At 63.7% G+C, this 25,017-nt stretch carries 30 protein-coding genes; 20 read left to right on the top strand and 10 right to left on the bottom strand.

What is annotated here, in order from left to right:
• Positions 1 to 8 precede the first annotated feature (8 nt).
• The 16 genes from IE243_RS03915 (at position 9) to IE243_RS03990 (ending at position 12,438) form a co-directional block, all read left to right on the top strand.
• Complete coding sequence (locus tag IE243_RS03915; protein WP_191318044.1) at positions 9 to 2,192, top strand: phage tail tape measure protein; 2,184 nt, start codon at positions 9 to 11, stop codon at positions 2,190 to 2,192.
• A gap of 11 nt (positions 2,193 to 2,203) precedes the next feature.
• On the top strand, positions 2,204 to 2,659 hold the full coding sequence (locus IE243_RS03920; RefSeq protein WP_191318045.1) for a DNA circularization N-terminal domain-containing protein: 456 nt from the start codon (positions 2,204 to 2,206) through the stop codon (positions 2,657 to 2,659).
• On the top strand, positions 2,656 to 3,444 hold the full coding sequence (locus tag IE243_RS03925; RefSeq protein WP_191318046.1) for a hypothetical protein: 789 nt from the start codon (positions 2,656 to 2,658) through the stop codon (positions 3,442 to 3,444). The genes IE243_RS03920 and IE243_RS03925 overlap by 4 nt, the downstream gene beginning before the upstream one ends.
• Before the next feature lie 8 nt (positions 3,445 to 3,452).
• The gene (locus IE243_RS03930) at positions 3,453 to 4,550 is read left to right on the top strand and encodes a hypothetical protein (RefSeq protein ID WP_191318047.1); all 1,098 of its coding nucleotides are present in this window, start codon (positions 3,453 to 3,455) and stop codon (positions 4,548 to 4,550) included.
• The gene (locus IE243_RS03935) at positions 4,547 to 4,981 is read left to right on the top strand and encodes a phage baseplate assembly protein domain-containing protein (RefSeq protein ID WP_191318048.1); all 435 of its coding nucleotides are present in this window, start codon (positions 4,547 to 4,549) and stop codon (positions 4,979 to 4,981) included. The genes IE243_RS03930 and IE243_RS03935 overlap by 4 nt, the downstream gene beginning before the upstream one ends.
• A complete protein-coding gene (locus tag IE243_RS03940) occupies positions 4,978 to 5,541 on the top strand; it encodes a phage GP46 family protein (protein ID WP_191318049.1) in 564 nt (187 codons plus the stop codon). Before IE243_RS03935 ends, IE243_RS03940 begins: the two co-directional genes overlap by 4 nt.
• A complete protein-coding gene (locus IE243_RS03945) occupies positions 5,510 to 6,583 on the top strand; it encodes a baseplate J/gp47 family protein (RefSeq protein WP_191318050.1) in 1,074 nt (357 codons plus the stop codon). Before IE243_RS03940 ends, IE243_RS03945 begins: the two co-directional genes overlap by 32 nt.
• Complete coding sequence (locus IE243_RS03950) at positions 6,583 to 7,332, top strand: putative phage tail protein (RefSeq protein ID WP_191318051.1); 750 nt, start codon at positions 6,583 to 6,585, stop codon at positions 7,330 to 7,332. Before IE243_RS03945 ends, IE243_RS03950 begins: the two co-directional genes overlap by 1 nt.
• A complete protein-coding gene (locus IE243_RS03955; protein WP_191318052.1) occupies positions 7,329 to 8,417 on the top strand; it encodes a glycine-rich domain-containing protein in 1,089 nt (362 codons plus the stop codon). Before IE243_RS03950 ends, IE243_RS03955 begins: the two co-directional genes overlap by 4 nt.
• A gap of 7 nt (positions 8,418 to 8,424) precedes the next feature.
• Positions 8,425 to 8,952, top strand: coding sequence for a DUF4376 domain-containing protein (locus tag IE243_RS03960; RefSeq protein WP_191318053.1), 528 nt, complete (start codon positions 8,425 to 8,427; stop codon positions 8,950 to 8,952).
• A 72-nt stretch (positions 8,953 to 9,024) separates the two neighbouring features.
• Positions 9,025 to 9,957: an SGNH/GDSL hydrolase family protein gene (locus IE243_RS03965; RefSeq protein WP_191318054.1), complete on the top strand. Its 933-nt coding sequence runs from the start codon at positions 9,025 to 9,027 to the stop codon at positions 9,955 to 9,957.
• 39 nt (positions 9,958 to 9,996) lie between these two features.
• The gene (locus tag IE243_RS03970; protein ID WP_191318055.1) at positions 9,997 to 10,899 is read left to right on the top strand and encodes a peptidoglycan-binding protein; all 903 of its coding nucleotides are present in this window, start codon (positions 9,997 to 9,999) and stop codon (positions 10,897 to 10,899) included.
• Between the two features lie 36 nt (positions 10,900 to 10,935).
• Positions 10,936 to 11,313, top strand: coding sequence for a hypothetical protein (locus IE243_RS03975; protein WP_191318056.1), 378 nt, complete (start codon positions 10,936 to 10,938; stop codon positions 11,311 to 11,313).
• On the top strand, positions 11,310 to 11,603 hold the full coding sequence (locus tag IE243_RS03980) for a hypothetical protein (RefSeq protein ID WP_191318057.1): 294 nt from the start codon (positions 11,310 to 11,312) through the stop codon (positions 11,601 to 11,603). Before IE243_RS03975 ends, IE243_RS03980 begins: the two co-directional genes overlap by 4 nt.
• A gap of 9 nt (positions 11,604 to 11,612) precedes the next feature.
• Positions 11,613 to 11,963: a hypothetical protein gene (locus IE243_RS03985; RefSeq protein ID WP_191318058.1), complete on the top strand. Its 351-nt coding sequence runs from the start codon at positions 11,613 to 11,615 to the stop codon at positions 11,961 to 11,963.
• 61 nt (positions 11,964 to 12,024) lie between these two features.
• On the top strand, positions 12,025 to 12,438 hold the full coding sequence (locus IE243_RS03990; protein WP_191318059.1) for a GTP pyrophosphokinase: 414 nt from the start codon (positions 12,025 to 12,027) through the stop codon (positions 12,436 to 12,438).
• A gap of 210 nt (positions 12,439 to 12,648) precedes the next feature.
• Here the strand turns inward: IE243_RS03990 and ku are convergent, their stop codons facing one another.
• Complete coding sequence (gene ku / locus IE243_RS03995; protein WP_191318060.1) at positions 12,649 to 13,467, bottom strand: non-homologous end joining protein Ku; 819 nt, start codon at positions 13,465 to 13,467, stop codon at positions 12,649 to 12,651.
• A gap of 149 nt (positions 13,468 to 13,616) precedes the next feature.
• Between ku and IE243_RS04000 the strand changes: the two genes are divergently transcribed.
• Together IE243_RS04000 and IE243_RS04005 are read left to right on the top strand one after the other, a co-directional pair.
• Positions 13,617 to 13,958 carry a hypothetical protein gene (locus IE243_RS04000; RefSeq protein WP_191318061.1) on the top strand — a complete coding sequence of 114 codons (342 nt, stop codon included), beginning with the start codon at positions 13,617 to 13,619 and terminating at the stop codon, positions 13,956 to 13,958.
• A 69-nt stretch (positions 13,959 to 14,027) separates the two neighbouring features.
• Positions 14,028 to 14,678 (top strand): SOS response-associated peptidase family protein, encoded by a 651-nt coding sequence (locus IE243_RS04005; RefSeq protein WP_308432019.1) that lies wholly within the window; start codon positions 14,028 to 14,030, stop codon positions 14,676 to 14,678.
• Here IE243_RS04005 and IE243_RS04010 read toward each other — a convergent pair.
• The 6 genes from IE243_RS04010 to IE243_RS04035 form a co-directional block, all read right to left on the bottom strand.
• Positions 14,620 to 15,198, bottom strand: a complete 579-nt coding sequence (locus IE243_RS04010; RefSeq protein WP_191318063.1) for a hypothetical protein — start codon at positions 15,196 to 15,198, stop codon at positions 14,620 to 14,622. The genes IE243_RS04005 and IE243_RS04010 overlap by 59 nt on opposite strands.
• A gap of 137 nt (positions 15,199 to 15,335) precedes the next feature.
• Positions 15,336 to 15,599 carry a hypothetical protein gene (locus IE243_RS04015; protein ID WP_191318064.1) on the bottom strand — a complete coding sequence of 88 codons (264 nt, stop codon included), beginning with the start codon at positions 15,597 to 15,599 and terminating at the stop codon, positions 15,336 to 15,338.
• Positions 15,596 to 16,198 carry a hypothetical protein gene (locus IE243_RS04020; protein WP_191318065.1) on the bottom strand — a complete coding sequence of 201 codons (603 nt, stop codon included), beginning with the start codon at positions 16,196 to 16,198 and terminating at the stop codon, positions 15,596 to 15,598. Before IE243_RS04020 ends, IE243_RS04015 begins: the two co-directional genes overlap by 4 nt.
• Entirely contained in the window at positions 16,195 to 16,512 is a 318-nt protein-coding gene (locus IE243_RS04025) for a hypothetical protein (protein WP_191318066.1), read from the bottom strand. Before IE243_RS04025 ends, IE243_RS04020 begins: the two co-directional genes overlap by 4 nt.
• Before the next feature lie 11 nt (positions 16,513 to 16,523).
• On the bottom strand, positions 16,524 to 16,907 hold the full coding sequence (locus tag IE243_RS04030) for a hypothetical protein (RefSeq protein ID WP_191318067.1): 384 nt from the start codon (positions 16,905 to 16,907) through the stop codon (positions 16,524 to 16,526).
• A gap of 45 nt (positions 16,908 to 16,952) precedes the next feature.
• Positions 16,953 to 17,405: a hypothetical protein gene (locus tag IE243_RS04035; RefSeq protein WP_191318068.1), complete on the bottom strand. Its 453-nt coding sequence runs from the start codon at positions 17,403 to 17,405 to the stop codon at positions 16,953 to 16,955.
• A 121-nt stretch (positions 17,406 to 17,526) separates the two neighbouring features.
• Here IE243_RS04035 and IE243_RS04040 point away from each other — a divergent pair, with 121 nt between their 5' ends.
• Complete coding sequence (locus IE243_RS04040; RefSeq protein WP_191318069.1) at positions 17,527 to 18,111, top strand: P-loop nucleotide/nucleoside kinase family protein; 585 nt, start codon at positions 17,527 to 17,529, stop codon at positions 18,109 to 18,111.
• Between the two features lie 441 nt (positions 18,112 to 18,552).
• On the opposite strand, the gene IE243_RS04045 is transcribed toward IE243_RS04040, so the two are convergent.
• Positions 18,553 to 19,383 (bottom strand): transglycosylase SLT domain-containing protein, encoded by an 831-nt coding sequence (locus IE243_RS04045; RefSeq protein ID WP_191318070.1) that lies wholly within the window; start codon positions 19,381 to 19,383, stop codon positions 18,553 to 18,555.
• Between the two features lie 311 nt (positions 19,384 to 19,694).
• On the opposite strand from IE243_RS04045, the gene xth reads away from it, so the two are divergent.
• The gene (gene xth / locus IE243_RS04050) at positions 19,695 to 20,492 is read left to right on the top strand and encodes an exodeoxyribonuclease III (protein ID WP_191318071.1); all 798 of its coding nucleotides are present in this window, start codon (positions 19,695 to 19,697) and stop codon (positions 20,490 to 20,492) included.
• Between the two features lie 231 nt (positions 20,493 to 20,723).
• Here the strand turns inward: xth and IE243_RS04055 are convergent, their stop codons facing one another.
• On the bottom strand, positions 20,724 to 21,692 hold the full coding sequence (locus IE243_RS04055) for a tetratricopeptide repeat protein (protein ID WP_191318072.1): 969 nt from the start codon (positions 21,690 to 21,692) through the stop codon (positions 20,724 to 20,726).
• A 495-nt stretch (positions 21,693 to 22,187) separates the two neighbouring features.
• The gene (locus IE243_RS04060) at positions 22,188 to 24,944 is read right to left on the bottom strand and encodes a valine--tRNA ligase (RefSeq protein WP_191318073.1); all 2,757 of its coding nucleotides are present in this window, start codon (positions 24,942 to 24,944) and stop codon (positions 22,188 to 22,190) included.
• Positions 24,945 to 25,017 lie beyond the last annotated feature (73 nt).

The raw sequence follows: 25,017 nt of genomic DNA on the forward strand, positions 1-25,017 counted from the left end.
ATATGCGGATGGCCGACAAGGTGATGACCGCCGAGGCCCGCATCAAGGCCACCTATACTGGCGACGGTTTTGCCCGGGCCGCCGCCGATGCCAGGCGCGCGACCAAGGATCTCAATGCCCTCGGCGGCTCCCGCGGTATGCGGGCGGCGGCGCGAGACATGCGCGAGATGTCCTTCGCCGCAAAAAGCATGCGCGGCGCAAAATTTACGCCTTATGCCGATATCGTCAGCGCTCACCATGCTGCCCAAGCGTCAAGGATGTTCCGGCGCAGCGACTACGCGCTGGCCCGTACGGCGGGTATGGCCACTGGCGGCGGCTCCGGCGCTGGCGCCGGGCTCGGCGCGATGGGGCTTGCGCGCGGCGGGGCTTTGGCGGCGGGAGTGATTGGCCCGGCGGTTACGGCCTACGCTGGCAAGCAAGCCGTCGAAAATTGGGCCGACCTCGAAATGGCTGTCACCCGTGTGGGCATTACGGCCGAGGCGTCATCTGGGCAGGTCGCGGCGGCGCTAAAGCTTTTCCGCGATCAGGGGCCAGCCATGGGGATGGTCGCCAAGGATATGGCCGGCGCTGCTGATCAGTTCGTCGCGGCCGGGCTTGATTTTGAGACCGCGACCAGTTCCGTGCCGGCAACAGTTCGCGCGGCCAAGGCTTCGGGGGGCGCAACCGAGGATCTTGCATCGGCCGGCATCGCGGCCATCCAGCAGTTTGGGTTCACCGCCAACACCTTGGGCCGGGCCTACGATATCATGGCCAAGGGCGGCAAAGAGGGCCGCTACGAGCTGCGAAACATGGCCAAGGATCTGCCGAGCGTCGGTGCCGGGGCCAAGAGACTTGGCCTATCTGGAGAGGTGGGCCTCGCCAAAACAGTCGCGGCGCTGGAGATCATTCGGGACTCGGTTGGCAGCGCCGACGAAGCGGCAAACCGCTGGGAAAATGTTTCGCAAAAGGCATTCTCAGAAGACACATCAAAGCGCTTCGCGAAAATGGGCGTCAATTTAGAGGACGAAATTAAGAAAGGCGCGAAGAACGGCATCGATGCATTGCAGGTTCTGCTTGTAAATACTGAAAAATTGACCAAAGGCGACCCATTTAAAATGGCGCAATTGTTTGGTGACATGCAGGTGCTTGAAGGCATGCAGGCGATGGTCAAGAACCTGCCGCGACTTGCAAGTCTGACGAAAACCATCCTCAATGATTCCGCTGGAACGATCGAAAACGACTACAAGCGGATCGCTGACCTGACCCGGCAATCCATGGATCGCATGGGCGCATCATTTGATCGCATGGCGGGCAACATCGGCCAGAGCTTGTCCAAGGTAGTCGTGCCAGCGATGGATCACATCAGCGATGTGCTGGAGGGCAAGCTCGGGACGCCGCAAGAATCACTTGATGCCCGCCGAGATTTCCGGCTCCCCGATGGCACGCGCATGACACAGGCGCAGTACGACGCCATGCAAGCCAAGCTCAAAGAGCGCGAGTCAAAGCTTGACCCCACTGGCCAACTGACCAGAGCGGGGGTCCGCCCGCTTGGCCCAGCCGGACAGGACGCAGCCCTGCGAGTCCAGGCGGCAACCGCACGGCAAGCGGCGCAGGCGGAGATAGATGACCTCCGACAACGCGCGGCGACAGAGGACGCAGCCTTGGGCACGCGCGGTGCGATCAATCAGCACCGCCGCCGCAATCGCGATCAGCAGATCGCCGAGTTGCAGCGCAAGATGGACCTACCGGACGCAGCTCTTGCAGTCGCCAGCGCCCTCGCTGCCCAGGACAAATGGGGCAACCAGCGCCGCGCCTTTACGCCGATCGGCACCGGAGCCAACGGCATATCCTCAGCGCCGGGCGGTCCGCTTAATCCGACATTCTCTCGCTGGGGTATCGGTGGGCTGGATGGCGGAAAAACGCCGACAGGGCATAGGTTTGTCAACATCCCAGATGCCGGGGGAAAGACCCATCAGGACATCAACTCGGTGCTCGGCAACGGCAAAATCGAGGCGACCGTCAAGCCCGATCAGGTCAAAGCAGAGCTGACCGGGTCGGCAGAGGTCACGGGCACCGGCCAGTTCACCATTACGATTGATGACGGGCAGGTTGTCCGAGCGCTCGCGCAGCAAAATCAGGCAATGATGCAGCTGCGGGGCGAGGTCCGGGCCGGAAAATCCTCCTCAACCTCGATGCCGCAATATGAAAAATAGGGATCACGCCCATGACGGCGCTGGACGAACTGTCACCGGCGTCGTTTGCCGGCGTGCCATTTCACATCGAGCGCGAGGTCACATCCGGATCTCGCGCCGTCGCCATCCATGAGCTGGCTGGCGCCAACGATTGGGTGACGCAGGATCGCGGCCTGAAGGCATCGCGCGCCCGGCTGCTCTGCTATGTGGCGGAGATGGCCGGCGTCAAACCCAACAGCTACGCGCTCTGGGGGGCGTGCGAATCCGGCGTTGGCCTGCTCTCACTGCCCCATGCGCCCCCGCGCATGGCCTGGCCGCTTGAATGGGAGCGCGCGCAGGAGCGCGACAAGATTGGATTTGTTGCCTTTGAGATCAGCTTTGCCGATGAGCCGCCAGCCATGCTTGGCGTCTCTCCGCTGCTGGCCCCGGCCGCCGTTGCCAGCGGCTTTGCCGCCCTCACCTCCGCGCTTGGGAGCGCCCTGTCATGATGCAGCTGGATACGGCCCGCGCCCGCCTTGCCTGGCTGGCGACGGCGGCGGCGATCGGCGCAGCGCTGCAAAGCCGCGCGGCGCGTTTTGTCGACGGCGACGTGCGCAAGGCTGTCGCCGCCGCCATGCCGGGTTTTGTCGGTGTGGACCTGTCGGACCCGGATCGTGGTCATATCCTGTCCAACGCCATGGCCAAGGTGGTCGACGCGGTGCGCGTCTCCCCTGATCCTGAGGCAGCGCAGTTGCTGGTCGACTGCGCCGCCGATATCTCAGCCACCGACATCGCCGCGGCTCCGCAACGCCCGCCGGTGGCCGATCAGGCCATTGTGCTGCCGACGCCCTCACCGCCCGGGCCTGCCCCCCGCGCTCTATCGCGCCAGCTGGCGGGGAAAACTGCGGCGGCGGTGCGCGATGCGCTCCGCGCTCTGGCCTGCGTCGCCTATGCCCGCCGGGTGATGGCGACGACATACGCCACACGCGATGACGCCCTGCACGCCCGGGCGGGACTGACCGCGTTGTTTGCGCCGCTGCTCGATACCGGCGCGCTGGATCAGGTCAGTTACGGGCTGGTCGCCAAGGCATGGGGCGACGCATCAGGCCATCTGCTGGATCAGGCCGCCGGGCTCAAGCGGATCATCCGCGTCGAGTCCACACGCTCCCTGCCCGCCACGCTACTGGCCTGGCAGATCTATGGCGACACCACCCGCGCCGGCGAGCTTGTCGCCCGCAACCGCATCGCCACCCCGGCATTCATGCCGACGATCATTGAGGCAATCGCCCCATAGGAGCCGCAATGGCTGACGAGTCAGTTGTTATCGAGGCGGACGGCGCGCCCCTCGATGGCGTGCTGCGCCTCACATTGAGCTATGGAGCGACCGAGGGCGTGCGCAAAGCCTCCATCACCATGGTGGAGCGTGATCGTCGCTTTGTTGCCCCGCCCGGCGCAAAGATCAAAATCACCGATGACGGCGACCCCGTGCTCACCGGCATTGTGCGGGACTACAGCAGCGCGGCGATCAAGGATGGCCGCGAGATCACCCTGTCGATCGAGAGCAACACCTGCGATCTGGCCGAGTGCTCATGCGTCCACAAAACCGGCAGCGTCAAACAAAAAAAGCTGCACGAGGCAGCCGACGAGCTGGCCAAGGGCGACGGCGACGGCTTTGCCGCCAAAATCAAAGCCGAGGGCGCGTTTGATCCGATCGACAAGGTGACCACCGTCCCCGGCGAAACGGTGTTTGAGTTGATGGAGCGCTATGCCAGATCGCAGGGCGCGTACATCACCGACGACGCCAACGGCGATCAGGTGCTGTTCAAGGGGGTTCGCGGCCGGCACTCCGGCGTGTTGGCTCTGCCCGGCAACGTCATTGCAGCGCCCAACGCCACCCTGAGCGAGCGCAACAAATTTAGCGAGACCCGTGTGCGCGGCCAGTCCGCACGCAAGCACGGCAAGGCTGATCTGCGCTCAGAAGGCATCACCAAAAACGCCGCCGTCAAACGCTACCGTCCGCAAGTCATCAACCACGAGGGCGAAGCGGATGCGCAGCGTTTGCGCAAGCGGGCTGGCTATGACCAGCAACGCGCTGGCGCGGCGTCGGCGACCGCCACCATGATCGCGCCCGGCTGGCGCGCCGACGACGGCAAGCACTGGCAGCCCGGCTACATCATCGCCGTCGACGCCTGGGATGAGCTGCGCATCGAGGGCGACATGGCGATATCCAGCGTCGTCCTGCGCTGGGACAAAGAGGACAAAGTCGGCAAAACCGCCATCCTCGAGCTGCGCGACCCCGGCTCGTTTGGCGAGCAAGCCAAAAAGGGCGCGTCCCAGCGATCCGAATCCGCCTGGGATTTTGTCGATCCCGAGCCTTACCTCAACATGGATGGCCCATGATCCGCATCGAGATCACGTCTGTCCGTGACGACGGCGACCTGCAGCTCATCAGCGGCCGGACGCAGGCGGGCGAGGAGATTGAGGACGCCGTCCGCATCCAGGGGCATGGCCTCACTACCCACCCACCCGTGGGCGCTATCGGCATCGTCGTGTTTTTGTACGGGCGGCGCGACATGCCGTCCTGCATCGGCATCGAGGATCCGAGCCTGCGCGTCAAAAACCAGCAGGCCGGCGGCGCGACGCTCTATGACCACAAGGGCAATGCCCTGCGCCTCTCCGGCGATGGCGGCTCCGCCCTGGTGAGCGAGGCCGGCAACACTGTCGTCGGCGCCAAGGCCGGGCAGACCCGCGTCGGCGGCGATGGCTCGGGCTCCTATGTCCGTGTCCTGACCGAGAGCGGCCCCTCAAGCACGGTGTTTGCCCGCCTATGACCCGCATCATTGACCCGGCCGGCAACGCCGCGCCGTCATCGCCGGATCTTGTGTTGATCGCAGATCCGGTGCTCGGCGCCGATCGCGCCGATTTTGCCCTTGCCGGCCCCAGCGACCAACACAACCCGCTCGGTCTGTGCGCCGGCCAGACCTTGGCCACGGCGATCGCGCTCTGCCTGATGACCGATGCGCGAGGCGCGGTTGATCAGGATGACGGCGACCAGATCGACCTGCGCGGCTGGCCCGGCGACGGCTTTGACGTTGACGCCGCGCGCGGCGAAGCGGCGCTCGGCAATACGGTGTGGGAACGATTCCGCTGGCCGGCCGACGCAGCAAACGCCAGCCAGATCGCAGCCCGGTTTGCTGCGGCGCTCGAGCCATTGCGCCGTCAGGGCGTGATTGGCGAGGTCCGGTTTGACGCGACCCCGGATCCGGCCCGCAACCGGATCACCATCAATGTCCGCATCGCCGCCCCTTCGGGTCGCGTGATCTACGACGGCCCCTTCGCCGGGCTGTGGGAGGCCATCCTTGCCGTTCGCGATCCCCTCTCTCCTCGATAAATCCCGGTCAATCTGGGGCTATATTCGCGCCCGCCTCCCCGGCGCCGATGGCGAGATCTGGCCCAACAATCTGCGCATCATCGGCAAGGTGATTTCCATGGCGGTCCACGATGTGGACCTGCGGGCGGAGTACCTTTTCCGGCAGATTTTTACCTCGACCGCCGAGCGCGCCTATCTCGACCTGCACGCCTACGAGGTCGGCCTCGTGCGCCGGCCTGCCGCGCAAGCAACCGGCAACGTCATCATGGCGGCAACGCCAGGCGTCACCTTTGCCGCCGGCATCCGCCTGGTGCGCAACGACGGCGCATTTTTTGTGACGACGGCCCCGTCCACTGCGATCGGCAACTCTGTCACCTTTGCAGTGCGGGCAGAGGACGCTGGCGCGGCTGGCAACACGCCGGCCGCCGCTGCCATACGCGTGGCGGCAAGCGTGCCTGATCTGGCCGATTCTGGCGAGGTCGGGCCGGACGGCCTTGGCGCTGGCGCTGACGGCGAGCTGGATGACCTGCTGCGCGGGCGCATCCTCTATCGCAAGCGCAACCGCACGCGAGGCGGCAACGACAACGACTACAAGGAGTGGGCGACAGAGGTCCCTGGCATTGCCCGGGCGTTTGTCCGCGGCTGGATGCCGGGCGCTGGCGCCGTGTCTGTCTACCCCATCCTCTCCGGGTCTGGCGTGGCCGCCATCCCGACTGTACCGGACCTGGAGGCGGTCGCCGCCCACATCGCGACCAAACGGCCAGCGACGGCGGCCGTCTACGTGTTGCAGGCGACCGCCCGTGTCATCGACGTGTCGGTGCATATCCGGCCAGACACGACGGCGATCCGCGCCGAGGTCATCGCCGAGTTGCAGGACATGTTTGATGAGCGCGCCGTCGTCGCCCTCCCAAGCGACGGCGATCGCTTTGACGTGGAGTGGATCAGCGCCGCCATCCAGTCCGCCATTGGGCTGGAGAGCCATGACCTGATTGCGCCAACCGCAGACATCATGCTGACCACCGGCCAGTATCCGGTGCTTGGCAACGTCACGTGGATGCCCTGATGCCGTCCCGCACCTTTGTCGTCCCGGCGGCATCGCCCGGCTATCGTTGGCCGGCGTTACAGCCTCCCATCACCTGCCCCGCGATCCTCGGCGGCGTCCCTCCCATCCCCATTGATCGCCTGTCGTCGCCAACCGGCGACGCCCTGTTGCCACAAGTCATAGCGGTCGCGCCGCGCGGTCGCGCCTGGCAGACTGATGAGACCAGCGCCCCGGTTGGCGCGACCGTGCAGCACAAGCTCTGGGCCGTGGTGACTGACGCCGTTGCAGTCGCCTACGCCAGCCTGACCAGAGCGGTTGGCGCGGCGTTTCCGTCCGCCGCAGACGAGGGCGGGATCGCATCCTGGGAGTATGACTACGGTCTCCCCGACCCATGCCTTGGCCAGACGCCGGGCCTCGAGGCGCGACGACAGGCGGTGCGTGGCGCATTGGTCTCGGCCGACGACGCCAGCATCCAGGCGATCGTCTGCGCCGCCGCCGCCATTGGCTATGACATCCAGATCGAGGAGTGGGACGCCTTTGAGTGTGGTTGGACCGGCTTTGGCGAGGCCGGTTTTGGCAGCCCGGATCTGGCGTTTGAGTTTTTGGTCATCGCCCCGAATTTACCCCTGACGTGGATCGCATTTGGCGAAATTGGCTTTGGAAATGAAGGCTTTGGCTCATTTCCGCCGGACGGTCTCGTCTGCCTGATCCAGCACATCAAGCACTCCCACACCTGGGCGCACTACAGCATCGAAGGAATCATGGCATGAAAAGGTGGTCGCCCATTGCATTTCCGGGGCCGGACGATACGCACGTCAACGCCAATATGAGCATTGCCCAGCGGGGATCATGGCCAGACGGCGACGGCTATCAGCAGATGCTTGATGAGCTTTGCGCGGTGGTCAGCAAATCCGGCATGACTCTGGATGGCGCCGTCTCCACCCAGATCGCCCAGGCCATCCGCTCCCAGTCCCTCAACTATCGGGTAGCTGCCGGCACTGCCAACGCCCTGACGGTGACGCTTGATCCGGCTCCGCCCAGCTATGCGGCTCTCACAGGGGCTCCAATCCGGATCAAGGTTTCAGCTAACAATACCGGCGCAGTAACCCTCAACGTCAATGGTTTGGGGGCAAAGGCCATCACCCGTGCTGACGGCACGGCCTTGGCAGCAAATGACCTCGTTAGCGGGGCCATCCTTGATTTTGTCTACGACGGGACCTCATTCCAGGTATCTGGTCTGATGAGTGTCTTTATCCCAGCAACGGGCGTCCAAGTTTTTGCAGCGCCAGGGACGGTAAACTGGACGGTCCCGACCGGTGTCACCCGGATCAAGGTGCGAATTTGGGCCGGTGGCGGTGGCGGAGGCGGCGCGACAACCACAACTTCAGGCGCCGCTGGCGGCAACGGCGGTGGATATCGCGAGGCAACTATCAGTGTCACGCCCGGCCAAGTGATCCCCATCACCGTAGGCGCTGGCGGAATTGGCGGCACTGGTACGGGCTCGCCGCTTAATGGTGCTGCTGGCGGTTCAAGTTCGGTTGGTGCGCTTGCCACGGCAACCGGCGGCGGTGGGGGCAATGGCGGTTCAGGGACCTCCTATGGCACCGCATCTGCGACGCTAGGCACGAGCTCCGGAGCCGGCTGGGGCGTAGACGGTATGATGGCCGCCAACGCAGCGGCGATCGGGTCCACATCGACTGGCACAGGCGGCGGTGGTTCTTATGGCACCACCAACTCGGCCATCACCGTCACACAAGGCACGGGGGCGTCTTTCCCCGGCGGCGGGGGGGGCGGCGCAGCGGGTGGATACAGCGGCAAGCCGGGGTCGAATGGACTGGTAATCATCGAGTTTTGAGGGCGACATGCAGAGCTACGCACGTGTTGACGGCGGCGTCGCCGTCGAGATCATCAATCTGCCGGCAGGGATCGGCCCATCTGAGGCATATCACGTGGATATCGCGGCCAGCATCTTGCCGTGCCCTGCGGAGGTTGTGGCAGGCTGGTCAGTCGGCGATGGCCAGTGGTCACCGCCGCCACCCGCTCCAGCTGCGAGCAAGGCTGACCTGCTGGCTTACGCAGCCGACAAGCGCTGGCGTGTGGAGACGGGTGGGATCACCGTTAGCGGCGTGCCCGTCGCTACGGATCGCGAGAGCCAGAGCCTCATCACCGGCGCTCATGCCTATGTGCAGACAAACCCCGGCGTGACGATCAAATACAAGTCAGGAGCCGAGTTTGTCGATCTGGACGCGGCGACGGTTACCGCCTTGGCGACAGCGGTGGCGGCCCATGTGCAGGCATGCTTTGCATCTGAGGCGGATGTGGCGGCTGCGATTGCAGATGACACGATCACCACGACGCAGCAGGTCGATGACTGGCCGTGGCAGCGGTGACTTGCAAATCCTCCCCGAAGTTTATTAGAGCAAAGGTAGACGTCACTGACCGTCTGTGGGGGGGGGCAACAATTGTCGTTACCAGAGAGAAAGATCCGCCTGAAAGAGCACCATCCTGGCCAGAAATGGAACGCCTTCTCAACGGAGCATCAGCGAGCCTATTCCGATGCCACACTAGAGGAAGGCCCCTTCGAGGTGTCGACCGACTCCAACGGATTTATTGAGTCCGCACTTGAGGAAGACGGCCGAACCCCGACTATCATCGTGTTGGGGGACTCAGTTGTAGAAAATCTATTTGTTCAAGCTGATTTGCGGTTATGCCGGGTGATGGAACGCAGCTTCACTGCTGCTGGGAACCCGATGCGCGTACTCAACGGAGGTGTATCAGGGGCAACAACGCTTCACACTCTACACGTCATAACTTCAAAAATACTAAATCTGAAACCAAAACAAGTCGTCATAATGAATGGCGTTATCGATTCAGACTGCATTGTTGATTTGGATTCATATTGGACCAAACACGAGTGGCGCGATCCTTTTTCGTATGCCTACAGCCCCGCAGACATGGGGCAGCGAGGGACGATTCGGCCGAATACTGAAAATAGAGAAAGACTTTTACGGCTAGCTGTCACAACGTTAAGGGCATTTCACATTGAACCCATGTTCGCGACATTTCACCGAAGGACATCATGGGGATCGGATATAGTCCTTCAGAAAGCATTCAGGGAGCATCAGTTCGCCGAGCGCATGCTTTTGTGGGATGAATCTATGAACGCAATGAGAAGTGTCGCGCGCGCGATGCGCGTTCCATTGTTCGACGTCGCAAAGGAATTCGAAGGCCGCTCCGAGTTGCTGTACGATGAGATACACATGAACGCACGCGGTTCCGCCGAGATTGGACACTGGCTTGCTCAGCGCATTATCAACACTCCCCAAAAACGTGCATGGCTAAAGCTTTTTAGATCAAGACAGTCCAGCATCTCAACTGTCCAGACTGACTTCTAAACCTCACCGCCCTCTGGGCGGTTTTTTTATGGGTGATCCATGCTGACCGCAGCACAGGTCCGCAGGGCGTGCCGACGAACGCCTGATGCGGACAACCTCAACTCCGTCATGGTGGCGCTGGAGCGATATGGCCCGGGCGTTGGCCTCGACCTCCTGCACCGTGAGGTCCCGTATCTCGCCCAGATCATGCACGAGAGCGGCGAGTTTAAATTTGACCGGGAGGTATGGGGGCCGACCGACGCGCAAAAGCGCTATGAGAGCCGCACAGACCTCGGCAACACGCAACCTGGCGACGGCTACAGGTTCAGGGGGCACGGCCCACTCCAATGCACGGGCCGCTACAATCACAGGGATTACACGGGCTGGGCGCGCAAGATCGACCCGGCCGCCCCTGATTTTGAGGCGGAGCCCGAGCGCATCAACACGGACCCGTGGGAGGGCCTGAGCGCCATCTGGTATTGGGACACGCGCGGCCTCAACGCCTATGCAGACAAGGGCGACAACGAGATGATCACCCGCCGAATCAACGGCGGGCTCAATGGCTACGCCGATCGGCTGACATGCTACACGCGGCTGGCTCTGGTGGTGCTGGGCTATGCCCCGGATGCGGTGCGCGCGTGGCAGTCTGACAATCGCCTGACAGCCGATGGCATCGCCGGCCCTGCCACGCGGGCATCCCTCCATGATGCGTTGGTCCGCACTGACAAGATCCTGCCGGCAACGCCTCCCGTAGGCAGCATGCCGGTGCTGCGGCGCGGCGCAAAGGGGCCAGACGTCGCCTCGCTGCAAGCCCTCCTCAATTCAGCCGGCGCATCGCTCAAGGTCGACAAGGACTTTGGCGGCCGGACCCTCGACGCCGTGCTCGCGTTCCAGCGGCGGGAGCATCTGACGGCTGACGGCATTGTCGGCCGCAACACCTGGGCCGCCCTCGGCGTCGCCTGATCCTCGCGGTCCCGCCGCAAACCTCCTGGAGACAACATGCAGATCCTCAAACTGATGGCAGCCGCCATCGGCATGCTGGCGCTTGCCGCTTGCACAAGCAGCCAGTCCGTCAACAACCCCACCGCCTGGGGCCAGATCGCGGCTGGCGTGGCCGCCGTCGTAGGCGAAACCAAGATTGATCCCAAGATCGAGCAGGTGAGCAGCAAGCTCGCCAGCTACTGCGTCGAGGTGCAGACGGCGGCGCTTGCCGTTGACCTGTTTGCGCCGCCGAAGGTCCAACTGGCCGCCCAGGATGCCCGGGCTGTGGTCCGCACGTTTTGCGCGAGCCCGCCCACGTCTGTCGCCACGGCGATCACCAGCCTGGCGGCTGCATATGCGGCCATTGAGGCGGCGCGGAAAGGAGGCGGCGCATGAACACCAATCTCACACTGCCAATCCGGCAGGCGCTGATCGGACTGGGACCGCTGCTGGCTTACATGGGCGTCACTGATGAGGCGAGCTGGCTCGCATTGTCCAACCACCTCGCCGTCGTCCTCGGGGTCGCCTGGATGGTCGGCGGTGTGATCTGGCAATGGTGGGTCAGCCGCCCGGCCGCAAAGGTTGCCCAGGTGGCGGCGCTCCCCGGCGTCATCGGCGTGGTGACCAACGATCCCAACCTTGCGGCTGCCGCCGACGCGGGCAGCAGGGCCAACAAAGTCCCATAAGGAGACGTCATGGCTGATGCGCCGCCGCCCGATCTGCTGGCCTATTGGCTGGGGGTGCGTGCGATTGATGTTGCGGCCGGCCTCGGCGGCGGACTTGTCCGTGGGCTGGTCAATCCCTCCTACACTTGGCCCATGCGGCTGACGTCAGCCGTCGTGGGGGCCATCACGGCTGGTTACCTCACGCCGCCGGCCGCCCGTGTCGCCGCCCAATGGTATGCGGCATGGGGCGGGACATCTGGAGAGGTGACCGGCGCCGTGGGGTTTTTCCTGGGGCTCTGCGGGATGACCGTCGCCGAGATGCTGCTGCGCTGGGCGCGACACTGGCGGGATAAGGCTCCACCGCCAGCGCTGCCCCGGTAGCCATATCCCTCACACGGAACTCTGTGTGGGGGATTGCGTTTCTGGGCAGGAGGATCGACCGATGGTTGGCTTAAATGAGGCGATCACGCTTGCTGTCAGCGCGCATGCCGACCAGGCAGACAAGGCCGGCGAGCCCTATATCCTGCATGTCCTGCGCGTCATGCTCGCCCAGAAGGACGTCGAGGCGATGACGGTGGCGGCCTTGCACGATGTCGTCGAGGATACCGACATCACCATTGCCGACCTCAGGGAGGCGGGCTGGAGCCAACGCATCGTTGATGCGGTGGACGCGATGACCCGTCGGGAGGGCGAGGACTATTTCGATTTTGCCCTGCGCGCGGCATCGAATGAACTGGCGAGACCGGTCAAGGTCGCCGACCTGAGAGACAACTTGCGTCAATCCGCAGACGCCGGTGCCGAAAGCCGTCGCCAGCGCTTCCTGAAGGCCCTCGATCTCATTGGGGAGACGCCCTGAGGAGCGCCTCACCCGGAAGCCTTACGGAACTGGGCAATGAGCAAATCTGGCAACCATGCTTCTCGATCTGAAGCCCGCTTGAGGATGGCAGCAAAAAATACCTTGCGGATCGGCCTGGCTTTTGGCCTTTCCAAAAAAGCGGCCTGGAGGGCCGCGGCGCTCGTGCGGTGTGGCGGGCGCGGGGTTTACCGCAAGTAACGGTCCGAGGGCTCACTTCTTGCGCCCGCTGCCGCCGGACTTCTCGCCGGCGATGCTGCGTTTCAACGCATCGAAGATGCTCACGACGTTCGTCGGCACGTCCTCGGCCTCCGGCTCGGCGCGGGCCTTCCGCTTGGGTTTCCGGGTGTTTTTGCGGGCCTCAATCAGGTCGAGCAGTCGATCCTGGACAGGGTCATGCACCATCTTTGGTGACCACTTGGCCTTGCGGTCATTGATGAGGCGCGTGACCAGCTTCAACAGCTCGGGATCGGGCTTCTCGTCCTCGCGCTTGAAATAGTCGGTGGGATCCCGGACCTCGTCGCCGTAGCGCAGGGTCCACAGCACGATGCCGTTTTCGCGCGGTTCCAGCATGACGGCGCGCTCGCGGCGAGAGATCACAAGCCTGGAGATTGCGACCATTCCGGTTGACCGCATTGCCTCGCGAATGACCGAATAGGCTTCCTCGCCGACCTTGCCGTCCGGCATGAGGTAATAGGGCGTGTCGTACCAGGTCCAGCCGATGCTGTCGGCAGGCGTGAACAGGTCGATGTCGATGGTTCTGACGCTGTCCAGCGCGACTGCTTCCAGTTCCTCGTCTTCAAAAAGCACATACTCATCCTCGCCACGGGGATAGCCCTTGATCTCGTCATCTTCCTCGACAGGCTTACCGGTGACGGCGTCGACATACTGGCTGACCACGCGGTTGCCGGTGCGGGCGTTGAGTGTGTGGAACCGGACTTTTTCGTTGTCGCTTGTCGCGGGCATCATCTGCACCGGGCAGGTCACGAGGGACATCTTCAGATATCCCTTCCAGTAGGTTCGCGGGGCCATGTCCGCCCTCCGTCGCTTGATGCGAATCAGAACCTGTCAGCCGGTGATTCGTTCCCAGGCTGGCCAGCGGGCAGTGCAAGCGGCAACGTCGCCGCATTGACTCGGAACGATCGATGTTCCTATTTCGTTCTCATGAGCGAGGCAGGATCATGGACGCTGACAAATCCACTCTGACATTTGCCGCCCCGCCAACGATCGAGACGGAATTGCGGGACTATCCGTATGTTTCCATACGGTTCCGCTGCTATTTTTGCGGTCGTCGGGCTGACGTGCGCTCGGTTGCCTGCGCGGCCAAATACGGCCACCGCGTAACCATGGGCCGCCTGTTGCTGCTGTTCCGCAAAGGGTGTCGTTGGTCCGATGAGCGCATTCGCAAGCCGCAAAAATATGGGATGCGGTGCGCTGGTTATTGCTATGATCTGTACAGGGAGCAGCCGGCGGATATTCCGCCGTTTCGCGACCAGGCCAAGCCCTTTACGTCAGAGCCTTAGAGGTCCGGCATGTGCAACCTATACAGCCAGACCAAAGGGCCGCAGGCCATCGTTGAGCTCGCCCGGGCGATGCGGTCGGACGCCGGCAATCTCCAGCCTGGCGACGTCTATCCGGATTATCTCGCCCCGATCGTCCGTAATGAGGTTGGCGAGCGCGTGTTGGCCATGGCGCGCTGGGGCATGCCATCGTCTCGGCAGGCCATTTATGAGGCGGCGACCAAGCGAGCTGACAAGCTTCGAGCCAAAGGCAAAGACGTCGATTTTGACGATCTGCTCAAGATGGAGCCGGACGGCGGCACAACCAACGTGCGCAACACCAAATCGCGCCATTGGCAACCATGGCTGACGCCGGAGCATCGCTGCCTTGTGCCGCTTACGGCCTTCAGCGAGCCCGGCCGCGATTCGGCCGGGAAATACCAGCCGGTATGGTTCCGCTTGCGCGGCGATGATCCTGAGCCATTGGCGTTTTTTGCCGGGATCGAGCTGCGCGGCTGGGAGGGCGTCCGCAAGATCAAGACAGGCTGGGAGACGGCAGATCTGTTTGCGTTTTTGACCTGCGAGCCCAATGAAATCGTGCGGCCCATCCACCCCAAGGCCATGCCGGTGATCCTGACGGTTCCAGATGAGATCGATGTGTGGATGCGGGCGCCGTGGGCCGAGGCTAGCGCCCTACAGCGTCCGCTGGCGGATGACGCGCTGGAGGTGTTTGAGCGGATATAGACCAGCCGTGCTCCACCGGCCGCGTCGGGATATCCGCCAGCGACCAGCCACGCCAGGTGCTGATTTGGCTGTCAGACTTGCCCCTCAACCATTTGGCAACCTGGCGCAGGCCGGCGTAGGTGTTGCGCCACGGATGGGGCGCAAACAGGTCCGCATTGTGCTCGCACCAGAGGCGCAGGTTGCGGACCTCGCGGCGGTAGCCGGTCGGGTCAATGACGATCCAGACGCTGGCGTTGATATTGGTCTCAAATCTCCCTGATCGGGGCGACAGCTTTGCGGCCGCAACGCCAATTGGCTGCACGCGGCTCGCCCGCTCCCGCCGCTCCCGGGCAATACGGACCTTTGATCCCTCGCCGTCCCACATCTCGCGGATGCTGGCCCATCCCTGGGCGCGCAACTCTGCCGCGCAGGGAGCGGAGCAGGCAATCTTGCGGGATTTTATCTTAGCCTCAAATGTGGTCAGGCAGATCGGGCAGGCGCGGGTGCGCAAGGCATTGCGGCTGCGGCTTGCAGGCGGCATGGATCAATCCCTGAGATTGGGGAGACAAGGGTGTCTTTTGATCCACGCCCTTTCGGGCGACTCGAAATGAGATACGGTTTAGATTTCAATCCGCGCCCGGAGACGACATCCCAATCATCCATTCAGGCGGCGGGTTGTCAATCGTCATCGCGGGCAAGCGCCGCCAGGACACGCGGAAGGGCGTCATGCGCCTTTTCATTGAGCGCCTTGAGCCGCCCCAAGTGCTGACCGGCGGCGTCGACGTCGCCACGTTCAAGATGCTTTTCGATGGCGCGCAAGGTGTCGTCGTGATCGGCGCGCCAACTGTCCGCCCAGTCGAGCGCGATCTCACGTCTGGTATCTGCTGATCCGGCCCTGCTAAGCCGGTCGCCGATTGACCGTCGCTTGGGCGACTGGCTCATAGCTCGTCCTTTTTGGCTTCGATCTCCGCGATCACGCTCGCGAGCACGGCGGCCCGCTGTCGGGCGATCGTCAGGAGATCTGCCCAGACACCGGCGCGTGGCGATGACCTGCCCTGCCGCCAATCATTGATGGTCGCCTTGCTGATCCCAAGGGCGTTGGACATCGGCGTCTGCCATTTATCGCCCCACAGCGCGAGCCCGACCCGACTGAAGAGATTCTGCGGTTGGCCCCATGGCTCTGACCGCACCTGAGCGATAAGGGCCAGTGCCTCTTTCCCATTGGCATGGGGCATCTCGGCGCTGACGATTCTTTGTCTGCTCAGGGCGCTGTCAAACTCCAGGCGCGCCAGTCGCCCCGTCTCATCCAGCATCTGCATCAGACCGGCGGTGTCGGCCATAAAGCCGCCGGTTGGCGATTTATGCTCAATCCGGGCGTCCTCGGTGCGGCGGTCAATCTCGGCCTCGATGGCGAGCGCCGCCTCATGCAGTCCGCGCACATGGGTGATGCCGTCAATTCCGCCGGCCTCGAGCATGGCCAGCCGAAGGCCGATCTGGCCGGATACGCTGGCATCTGGATGGGCGACATGGTCGTTGCTCATAATACGGATCCCGCCTCAACTCCGTGGGTAATGATGGTCATGATCTGATCGTCTGTCGGCTCTGCGTCGACCACCCAGCTCTCGTACCACTGGGCGTCTGGCGGGCTAAAAACCTCCATCTCGATCAGCCAGACCTGCTGGCCGTTGGACTTGCGCGTGTAGGTCCAGAGGCTCACCGCGCGCTGGGTAAAGCTAAAACCTGCCGCAACCTCCTGCGCCGGACGCACTGGATGGCACTCAATCCCGCCCAGGTCGCGGGTGATATCACGCAGTTTCGGCCCGTCTTCGGCGATATGGACTTGCAACACCTGCATGCTGGCCTCCCTCAAATCCCTTGGTTGCGCCGCGCCGCGTGTGCACGGGCTCTGGCGAGGGCCGCGCGCTCTGCTCGCATCACGGCTGTCTGCGCGTCTTTGATGGCCGGCAGCGCGGCTCTGAGCGCCCGCCAGTGCTCAGGCGGGATGCGCCACCCCTCACTGCCCCGTGTACCGGCCATCCTGCTGGCGCCCGGCAGTTTGCTGGCGATGATCGACGCATGATGGTGTGGGGAGATCCACACAGTATAGCGGCCGACCCGGCCACCCGTGCCGTTTGGCGTGTCGAGCCCAAACCGCGAGTTGGGGTCATCCGCGTCAAGGCTCGACCACTCTGACCAGTCCTCAAACAGACCGGCGTCGATCTCGCGTGCGATGTCATGGGTGTGGGCCACGTTCCGCCTCCCAGGATGCGGGGCCGTTGCCGGCCCCGTCAGTCCTTACGCCTTGATGGTGTGGGTGATCAGCGCCTTGGCGCCGGCATCATCCGTCAGGGCCGCGGCGGCGGCGCGACCGGCGGCGCGGTTGTCGATCCACCAGGCTGCCGCGGTCTTGGCGGCGGCGGCGTCCATGGCGGCGTAGGCGGCGGCAATGCCAGCTTCGGCGGCGGCGTTTCCGGCCATGCGCTGGGCGATGGCCCCGATCGCGGCGCGCTGCGCCTTCAGGTCGGCGATGATGGTAGCGCGGATCTCGGTAGCCCAAGCGACCTGCTTCTCAGAGCCTTCGAGGGCGGGAAGCTCACCGGCGGCCTCAACGGCCTTGGCGGCCTTGTAACAGGCATCACAAACCTTGTCGGCCATCCAGGCCAGTTTGCGGGAGCGGTCTTTCTCCGGGCCATACAGCTCAACCGTTTCGGTGTGGCCGCAAGAAAATTTGGCGGTGTACTTGGCCATGGTGAGGTCTTCCCTGTTGCGGGGCGGGCTGTCCTGCCCCCTGAACAAGATCAATATAGTACGACATCCCCGGATTTGTAAATATTTAAATTCGGCAAAATCGAATTTATTTGGAGGACACATGCTGATTGGACTGATGGGCTATGCCGGGGTCGGCAAGAGCACCGTGGCGCGCATCCTCTGCGCGGAGCATGGGTTTGTTGCTCCGCATATCGCATCGCCGATCAAGACGATGCTGGGCGCCCTCCTCCGATCAACCGGCTATGACGCCCAGACCGTCGCCCGGTTTGTTGACGGCGATCTCAAGCGGGAGATCATCCCGGAGCTTGGCGTCACCGCGACAGAGGCCCAACAAACAATCGGCGATTGGGGCCGCGTCTGCCGGCCGGATCTTTGGCTGTCGCTCTGGCTGGCCAAGGCTGACGCGATTATAGCGGCCGGCGGGCGTGTGGTGCAGGAGAGCGTGCGCTTTGCGGATGAGGCGACGGCGATCAAGGCGCGTGGCGGCATCCTGATAGAGGTGCGCCGGCCGGGCTTTGGGCCGCTGTCCGCGCATGCCTCGGAGGCGGTGCCCAGTGCCGGCGATATTATCCTTGACAACTGCAATTGCCCTACCGATCTGGCGCGGCAATGCGCTTGCTCCATTGGTAATCTGTGTTTACAAACCCCGCGTTTTAAGGGCCATTTCGGCACTTTCGCGCGTTAAGACTGCAAACTTATAAGTTTGAAGTATCGATGAATTTTCAAAAAATCACTTCCTTTTAATCAGTAGGTCCAGGGTTCGAATCCCTGCGCGCTCACCACCATTGCCTTGATATTGCAGATTTAATCCGGCTGCTGCATTATCGTGAAAAGGCATATGGCCTGCAAATGGACATGTGCGTTTGCACCCCCCTCCCGTGTCCGTCCCTGGTCAGATGACGACTACGCCAGGTCAGGCTGGACGCGCATCCGCATCGCCGTCTTCCCATTCACAAATCGTGCTTTTACCCCCTGCCCGGTATGCATCGTCCGCGATTCTGCATGGGAGGCTGGCCTCCAGACAGTTCGCCCCGACCTGTCTTCAGCCGGGGCGCGAAGCGTGCGTTGTGGGCCGTCTGAAGGCCCGGAGGAAGCCTGGGAGCTGTCCAGCTCGCCCGGCTTGCCGTCAGCCGAGGCCGACGGATTGCCGGGGCTTGATCTCGCCGAAGATCCGGCGCGCCTTGCGCGCAACCTGCTCGGCCTCTTGTGCATAGGGCAGCGCCAGTCGTTCGTAGACGCCCCGCACCGTACGGCTTGTCACTTTCCGGCCCTTGCGCTGGTAAAAGATGGAGCGGTTGGCTTTTGCCGCCCGGGGAAAAACCCGCGCCGCCGGTTCTCCAGGCTTCGCCGTGGCCAGGGCGGCAAGTTTCGCCGCCTTCCGGACGCCGAGAAAGTGCGCGGCGTACAGGTCTGTGTCGGTGGCCTCACGCTCCAGACTGGTTTTCAGGTAGCAGGCGTCACGCTTCAGCATCTCCGCGGCCATGGCTGCGGCAAGATCGGGATTCTTGCGTAACCCGAGGATACAGGCGCGGCGCGCGCCGTTCGCAACCTCGCCTGATGGGTCGATCATGGCGGCCTCACGGGCCAGGCCATGCCTGGCCCCGAACTGGCGCACGGCGGTAAGCCAGGTGCTGTCGATGAACTGGTACAGGCCGGTCGCGCTCGACGTGCGCGCCCTGGCTTCGGGTTTGAATGCAGACTCCCGATGCGCCACAGCGATAAGCAGCTTCAGATCCACGCCAGTGCCGGCGCTGGCCCTGACGATGCTCATGGCCACGTCCGCGGGCAGGCTCAGATTGCCAACGCTGATCGTCTCCGGCGCGTAAACCTCACGCAAAACCGCCAGAGGCTCCACGCGCTCTTCCGCCGGAAGCGGGATCAGAAACGGTGTGATCGCCTGAGACGACCCGGAGATCATGATCGCTGACAGCGTAAATCCGGTCAGGGCGGATGTCATGCCAAAAGGGATCCCGGACATGACGCGCTTGACGGCGTCATATCCGGGAATACGTCGAACAAGAATTTTCACAGTATTTCCTTTCGAGAAATTATTCCTAGTATATGGGGGTGAATATAAATGCTTAATTGTGGCAAATTCTGGTTTTACTGATTTATATTCCAGACATCTGAAGATTCAGCGCGTCGACAAGGTCCATTCGCTATCCCCAGGCCAGGATTTTTGCCGGAGCCCGTCCTCTTTTCGGTCCGCTGCTTTAAGGTGGGGCCTCATGAATCAGCCGCCGCTATCCCAGGCGCGGGGAGTAACCGATGCGCATTACAACCTGGAACGTGAACTCTGTCCGGCAGCGCCTGGAGCACCTGGAGCAATTTCTGCAAACGGCGGCGCCTGACGTACTCTGCCTGCAGGAAATCAAGTGCATGGATGAGGCGTTTCCGGCGGCGCGCATCGAGGCCCTGGGTTACAACGTGGCGGTTCATGGCCAGAAGACCTTCAACGGCGTCGCCCTGCTCTCCCGTTTTCCACTGGAGGACGTGCGTCGCGGCCTGCCGGGCGACGAGACCGATGAACAGTCGCGTTATATCGAGGCGGTGATTTCCGTGAATGGCGGCGCCGTTCGGGTGGCGTCGATCTATCTGCCCAACGGCAACCCCCTGGGCACGGAAAAATTCTCCTACAAGCTGGCCTGGATGGAGCGGCTGGGGCGCCATATGGCGGCTTCGGTCGCCGCTGAGGAAACGGCCATTTTCGCCGGCGACTACAACGTCATTCCCGAGCCGCGCGACGCGAAGGACCCTGCGGCCTGGCTCGGCGACGCGCTGTTCCAGCCAGAAAGCCGCGCGCTCTATCAGGGCTTTCAGAACCTCGGCCTGACGGACGCCTTGCGCGCCTGCCACGACAGCAGCGGCCTGTACACATTCTGGGACTATCAGGCTGGCGCTTTCCAGCGCGATTTCGGCATCCGCATTGACCACGCCCTGCTGACGCCCCGCGCCGCCGACCTGCTCCGCGACGCCATCATTCACAAGGAAACCCGCGCCTGGCAAAAGCCATCGGACCACGCGCCGCTGTCCATCGATCTGGAAATCGCGCCCCGCGCGGCATAGGGACGCCGCCAAAGCAACGCATGAGGCAACCCGTCAGGGCAACATGCCCAGGAACCTGTGGCCGGACCTGAGGGCTGGCTGCGCGCTGCTTGCGGTTGCGGACGCGCCGGAATTCCGGCCAGGTTTCGGCCCTGGCGGGTGCGGATGGACATGGTCATGCGCCGGGATTTCCCATCCCGCGCCGTCATGCACGCAACTGTTTGAGAGATTGGACTGGCGCCTGAACGGCTGTCAGTTCTTGCCGCCGCGCTGTTCGATATAGGCCTGGGCGGTGGCCTGGGCGGCGTTGCGATCCCGCTCGGGGGCAAGGGCGATGGCCTGGTCATACATCTCGATGATCCAGGCGTCTTTTTGCGGATCGGCGCCGTTGCGCGCGATGGTCAGCCACATCAGGCCGCGTGAGGTTTGCCGCGTGACGTTGCCCTGGCCGGTGAGCAGCAGATGGCCCAGCAACGCCTGCGACGGCGCGTGGTTCTTTTCCGCCGCCAGATGCAGCCAGCGGGCGGCGAGCTGGGCGTCGCGGGCGCCCCCCTGGCCGGCGAGGCACAGACGGGCGAGATTGTACTGGGCGTCGGGGTCGCCATAGTAGCTGGCGGCGTGATGGAACATTTCCCGGGCCCGGCGCTCGTCCTTCTGCACGTAGGAACCAGCGATGCCGTCCAGATAATAGCCGCCAAGCGCGACGTAGGCGCTGGAGATGAAGCGCGCGACGGCCCGCCGCGAATTGTCCTCGGCGCCTTCCACCACTTTTGAGAAGTACTCGAAAGCTTTCAGGTCGTCGTGGGGCACGCCGTCGCCTTCAGCGTACATCCGGCCCAGCTTCCACTGCGCCGGCGAATGCCCGCGCGTCGCCGCGTATTCCAGCGCCTGCACCGCGCTGGCCTTGTCGCCTGAGTAATAATCGCGAATGCCAGTGCGGAAGGCGTCCCGCTCGGAGCGGAACTTCACCACAGGGCCGCCCGGGGACGCGCCGGAAGCCGCGATGGCGAACGGCGAGGCCAGGGAGCCGCCCGCAAACGGTCTGTCGCCTGGCGCGATGCGCCCGGCGTCGGTGTCGCCGTCGTCGCGGACCGCTCCAAGATTGGCGATGGCGCGCGGCGAGGAAGCGCCAGGCGACGGGATATCAGCGGCAAACGCCTGGCTGCAAAGCAGAAGGGCTGTTCCAAGACAAACGATGTGACGGTAGTCAGAAACGCCCATTTCTCACACCCCGGCGCGCCTGCGCCGCATGAAATGATGCAGGCGCTGTCCGCGACCTGCCGGAGCATGCTGCGCAATCGCAACACGCCCAATCCTGTTGTCTGGGGCGGACCCCCGGTCCTGGACGCCGACGCAATGTTTCGGCCATCGCGTCCTGACCCAACCCGCCCTGGCGCCTGCAGCTATCTTCTGCGGCTGGCGCGGCGGGATCACAATACACAGCGTATGCAGCTTGCCAATTCGGCGACATAACGCGCATCTGTTGATCCCTGCTGGAATCTGCCTGCCAAAAACCAAGTACAATCATGTTCTTGCAGGTGATGCATTCTTCCAATTCATTTATGGCGGCTTGGGGGCGCCGGTTTGCCGAAGTGCGGGCATGCGCAGGTTCCCGGCGCACGTTGTATAAAGGGCACATTCAGGCTCTCCATGGACGCAACAAAAAAGGCCCCCGCGAAGCGGGAGCCCTGAAATCGTGTGGCGATGACCCGCGCCTCAGGTGAGGCGCGTCAGCGCTTCCGAGAGGCGGACCCGACGTTCCGCCGCTTCGGCGAGCCGCTCCTTCTGTTCCTCCACCACCTCTTCCGGCGCGCGCGCCAGGAAATCGGCGTTGGAGAGCTTGGCCTCGATCTTGCGGATCTCGCCGGCAAGCTTGTCGATTTCCTTGGTCAGGCGCGCGCGTTCGGCGTCGAAATCGATGACGCCTTCCAATGGCAGCGCCGCGGTTTCGCCCCGCACCAGCAACTGGATGGCGCGGCCGGAAACGGCGTCAGCGAAGCTGATCCCGGAAACGCGGGCCAGGCGACGGATGGTGTCGCCCCAGACGTCAACGGCGTTGCGGGTGACGTCCGACGCGCCGACCAGAACCAGCGGGATCTGCGCGCCCGCCGGAACGTTGGTTTCCGAGCGCGCCGAACGGATGCCGGAGATCAGTTCAACCACCCAGCCAAGTTCCGATTCCGCCGCCGTTGCGTCCACCGCCGGATCCACCGGCCATGGGGCCAGCGCCAGCACGCCGTCGCGGCCGCCCGCCGCTTCCGCCGTCACGCCCCACAGTTCCTCGGTGAGGAACGGCATGAACGGGTGCAGGATCTTGCAGATCTGGTCGAGCACGTAGCTGACAACCGCCCGCACCTCCTGCTTCGCCGGGCCTTCGGCGCCCTGCAGCACCGGCTTGGCGAGTTCCAGATACCAGTCGCAGAACACGTTCCAGACGAAACGGTAGGCGGCGTTTGCGGCGTCGTTGAAGCGGAACGCCTCCAGCGCCAGCGTCACCTCGTTGATGGCCTTGCCGGCTTCGCCCAGCACCCAGAGGTTGAGCGGCTCGCGCACGCTGTCCGGCCGGAACGTCGCGTCGCGGACGCAGCCGTTCATCTCGGCGAAGCGGGCGGCGTTCCACAGCTTGCTGGCGAAGTTGCGATAGCCTTCCACCCGCTGGGTGGAAAGCTTGATGTCGCGCCCCTGGGCCGCCATGGCCGCCAGGGTGAAGCGCAGGGCGTCCGTGCCGAAGCGGTCCATCAGATCGAGCGGATCGATGACATTGCCCTTCGACTTGGACATCTTCGCGCCCTTCTCGTCCCGGACGAGCGCGTGCAGATAAACGTGACGGAACGGGACTTCGTCGGTGACAAACAGCCCCAACATCATCATCCGGGCGACCCAGAAGAAGATGATGTCGAAGCCGGTCACCAGGGTGGTCGTCGGATAGAACCGCTTCAGTTCCGCCGTGTCGTCCGGCCAGCCGAGCGTCGAGAACGGCCACAGGCCGGACGAGAACCAGGTGTCGAGCACGTCTTCGTCGCGCACCAGGAAGCTGGCGGCGGCGGCCGGATCAGCCGCCCAGGCCGCGGCCTGGGCCGGCTCCAGCACGCCGCGCTCCACCGCGGAAGCCAGAGCCGCCGGCAGCACTTCCTCGAAGCTTTCGCCCACGTAGACTTCACCGTCTGGCGTGTACCAGGCCGGAATCTGGTGGCCCCACCACAACTGGCGGGAGATGCACCATGGCTCGATGTTCTCAAGCCACTGGAAGAAGGTTTTCTCCCAGTTGCCTGGAATGAAACGGGTTTCCCCCTCACGCACCTTGTCGAGCGCGCGCTCGGCCAGCGGCTTGACGTTGACGTACCACTGATCGGTCAGGAACGGCTCGATGACCACGCCGGAGCGATCGCCGTGCGGGACCATGTGGACGTGCGGCTCGATGGCGACCAGCAGGCCGCGCTCATCCATCATGGCGACGATAGCCTTGCGCGCCTCGAACCGGTCCTGGCCGTGCAGCGCCAGAACGGCGTCGAGATCGTCGCCTTCCGCTTCATCCAGGAAGGCGGCGTTGTGCTTCAGGTCCAGCCGGCCTTCGGAATCGAACACATTGATGAGGCGCAGATCGTGGCGGCGGCCGACCTCGAAGTCGTTGAAGTCGTGGGCCGGGGTGATCTTGACGGCGCCGGTGCCCTTTTCCGGGTCCGAATAGCTGTCGGCGACGATCGGGATCAGACGGCCGACCAGCGGCAACTGGACCATGCGGCCGATCAGGTCGGCGTAACGCTCGTCATCCGGGTTCACGGCGACGGCGACGTCGCCGAGCATGGTTTCCGGACGGGTGGTGGCGACGGTGATGAAGCGCTCCGGCTCGGCGGCGAGCGGATAGCGGAAATGCCAGAGATTGCCCTTGGTCTCAACCTGCATCACTTCAAGATCAGAGATGGCGGTCTGGAATCTGGGATCCCAGTTCACAAGGCGCTTGTCGCGATAGATGAAGCCCTGGCGATGCAGTTCGACAAACACCTTCACCACGGCCCGGGACAGGCCCTCGTCCATGGTGAAGCGCTCGCGCGACCAGTCACAAGAGGCGCCAAGGCGCTTGAGCTGGTTGATGATGGTGGAGCCTGACTGGGCCTTCCACTCCCAGACCTTTTTCAGAAACGCCTCACGGCCGAGGTCGCGGCGGCCAGGCTCGCCACGCTCGGCCAGCTGGCGTTCGACCACCATCTGGGTGGCGATGCCGGCGTGGTCCATGCCAGGCTGCCACAGCACGTCCTTGCCGCGCATGCGCTCAAAGCGGCAGAGGACATCCTGAAGGGTATTGTTGAGAGCGTGGCCCATGTGCAGCGAGCCGGTGACATTCGGCGGCGGAATGACAATGCAATAAGGCTCCGCGTCAGCCCGCTCCGGCCGTCCAGCGCGAAAGGCCCCCGCCTGTTCCCACAGGCCGGCAATACGCGCCTCGACGGCGGCAGGCTCAAATGTCTTGTCCATGTCGCGACTTTACCATCAATGCTCGCGCCATCCGGCTACCGCCAGATAAGACGCCTTACGGATACCTGATGCG

The organism is Camelimonas fluminis (assembly GCF_014656355.1).
Lineage (GTDB): Bacteria > Pseudomonadota > Alphaproteobacteria > Rhizobiales > Beijerinckiaceae > Camelimonas > Camelimonas fluminis.

Excerpts from the sequence above, each read along its gene's own strand:
- IE243_RS04010 (WP_191318063.1), bottom strand. The coding sequence starts at position 15,198 with ATGCCGCCTGCAAGCCGCAGCCGCAATGCCTTGCGCACCCGCGCCTGC.
- IE243_RS04055 (WP_191318072.1), bottom strand. The coding sequence starts at position 21,692 with ATGGGCGTTTCTGACTACCGTCACATCGTTTGTCTTGGAACAGCCCTT.
- IE243_RS04000 (WP_191318061.1), top strand. The coding sequence starts at position 13,617 with ATGGACGCTGACAAATCCACTCTGACATTTGCCGCCCCGCCAACGATC.
- IE243_RS04025 (WP_191318066.1), bottom strand. The coding sequence starts at position 16,512 with ATGCAGGTGTTGCAAGTCCATATCGCCGAAGACGGGCCGAAACTGCGT.
- IE243_RS03980 (WP_191318057.1), top strand. The coding sequence starts at position 11,310 with ATGAACACCAATCTCACACTGCCAATCCGGCAGGCGCTGATCGGACTG.
- IE243_RS04015 (WP_191318064.1), bottom strand. The coding sequence starts at position 15,599 with ATGAGCCAGTCGCCCAAGCGACGGTCAATCGGCGACCGGCTTAGCAGG.
- IE243_RS03935 (WP_191318048.1), top strand. The coding sequence starts at position 4,547 with ATGATCCGCATCGAGATCACGTCTGTCCGTGACGACGGCGACCTGCAG.
- IE243_RS03955 (WP_191318052.1), top strand. The coding sequence starts at position 7,329 with ATGAAAAGGTGGTCGCCCATTGCATTTCCGGGGCCGGACGATACGCAC.
- IE243_RS03970 (WP_191318055.1), top strand. The coding sequence starts at position 9,997 with ATGCTGACCGCAGCACAGGTCCGCAGGGCGTGCCGACGAACGCCTGAT.
- IE243_RS03925 (WP_191318046.1), top strand. The coding sequence starts at position 2,656 with ATGATGCAGCTGGATACGGCCCGCGCCCGCCTTGCCTGGCTGGCGACG.
- IE243_RS04005 (WP_308432019.1), top strand. The coding sequence starts at position 14,028 with ATGCGGTCGGACGCCGGCAATCTCCAGCCTGGCGACGTCTATCCGGAT.
- IE243_RS04060 (WP_191318073.1), bottom strand. The coding sequence starts at position 24,944 with ATGGACAAGACATTTGAGCCTGCCGCCGTCGAGGCGCGTATTGCCGGC.
- IE243_RS03950 (WP_191318051.1), top strand. The coding sequence starts at position 6,583 with ATGCCGTCCCGCACCTTTGTCGTCCCGGCGGCATCGCCCGGCTATCGT.
- IE243_RS03920 (WP_191318045.1), top strand. The coding sequence starts at position 2,204 with ATGACGGCGCTGGACGAACTGTCACCGGCGTCGTTTGCCGGCGTGCCA.
- ku (WP_191318060.1), bottom strand. The coding sequence starts at position 13,467 with ATGGCCCCGCGAACCTACTGGAAGGGATATCTGAAGATGTCCCTCGTG.
- IE243_RS03960 (WP_191318053.1), top strand. The coding sequence starts at position 8,425 with ATGCAGAGCTACGCACGTGTTGACGGCGGCGTCGCCGTCGAGATCATC.
- IE243_RS03930 (WP_191318047.1), top strand. The coding sequence starts at position 3,453 with ATGGCTGACGAGTCAGTTGTTATCGAGGCGGACGGCGCGCCCCTCGAT.
- IE243_RS04040 (WP_191318069.1), top strand. The coding sequence starts at position 17,527 with ATGCTGATTGGACTGATGGGCTATGCCGGGGTCGGCAAGAGCACCGTG.
- IE243_RS03975 (WP_191318056.1), top strand. The coding sequence starts at position 10,936 with ATGCAGATCCTCAAACTGATGGCAGCCGCCATCGGCATGCTGGCGCTT.
- IE243_RS03940 (WP_191318049.1), top strand. The coding sequence starts at position 4,978 with ATGACCCGCATCATTGACCCGGCCGGCAACGCCGCGCCGTCATCGCCG.
- xth (WP_191318071.1), top strand. The coding sequence starts at position 19,695 with ATGCGCATTACAACCTGGAACGTGAACTCTGTCCGGCAGCGCCTGGAG.
- IE243_RS04020 (WP_191318065.1), bottom strand. The coding sequence starts at position 16,198 with ATGAGCAACGACCATGTCGCCCATCCAGATGCCAGCGTATCCGGCCAG.
- IE243_RS03915 (WP_191318044.1), top strand. The coding sequence starts at position 9 with ATGGCCGACAAGGTGATGACCGCCGAGGCCCGCATCAAGGCCACCTAT.
- IE243_RS03990 (WP_191318059.1), top strand. The coding sequence starts at position 12,025 with ATGGTTGGCTTAAATGAGGCGATCACGCTTGCTGTCAGCGCGCATGCC.
- IE243_RS04035 (WP_191318068.1), bottom strand. The coding sequence starts at position 17,405 with ATGGCCAAGTACACCGCCAAATTTTCTTGCGGCCACACCGAAACGGTT.
- IE243_RS04045 (WP_191318070.1), bottom strand. The coding sequence starts at position 19,383 with ATGACATCCGCCCTGACCGGATTTACGCTGTCAGCGATCATGATCTCC.
- IE243_RS03985 (WP_191318058.1), top strand. The coding sequence starts at position 11,613 with ATGGCTGATGCGCCGCCGCCCGATCTGCTGGCCTATTGGCTGGGGGTG.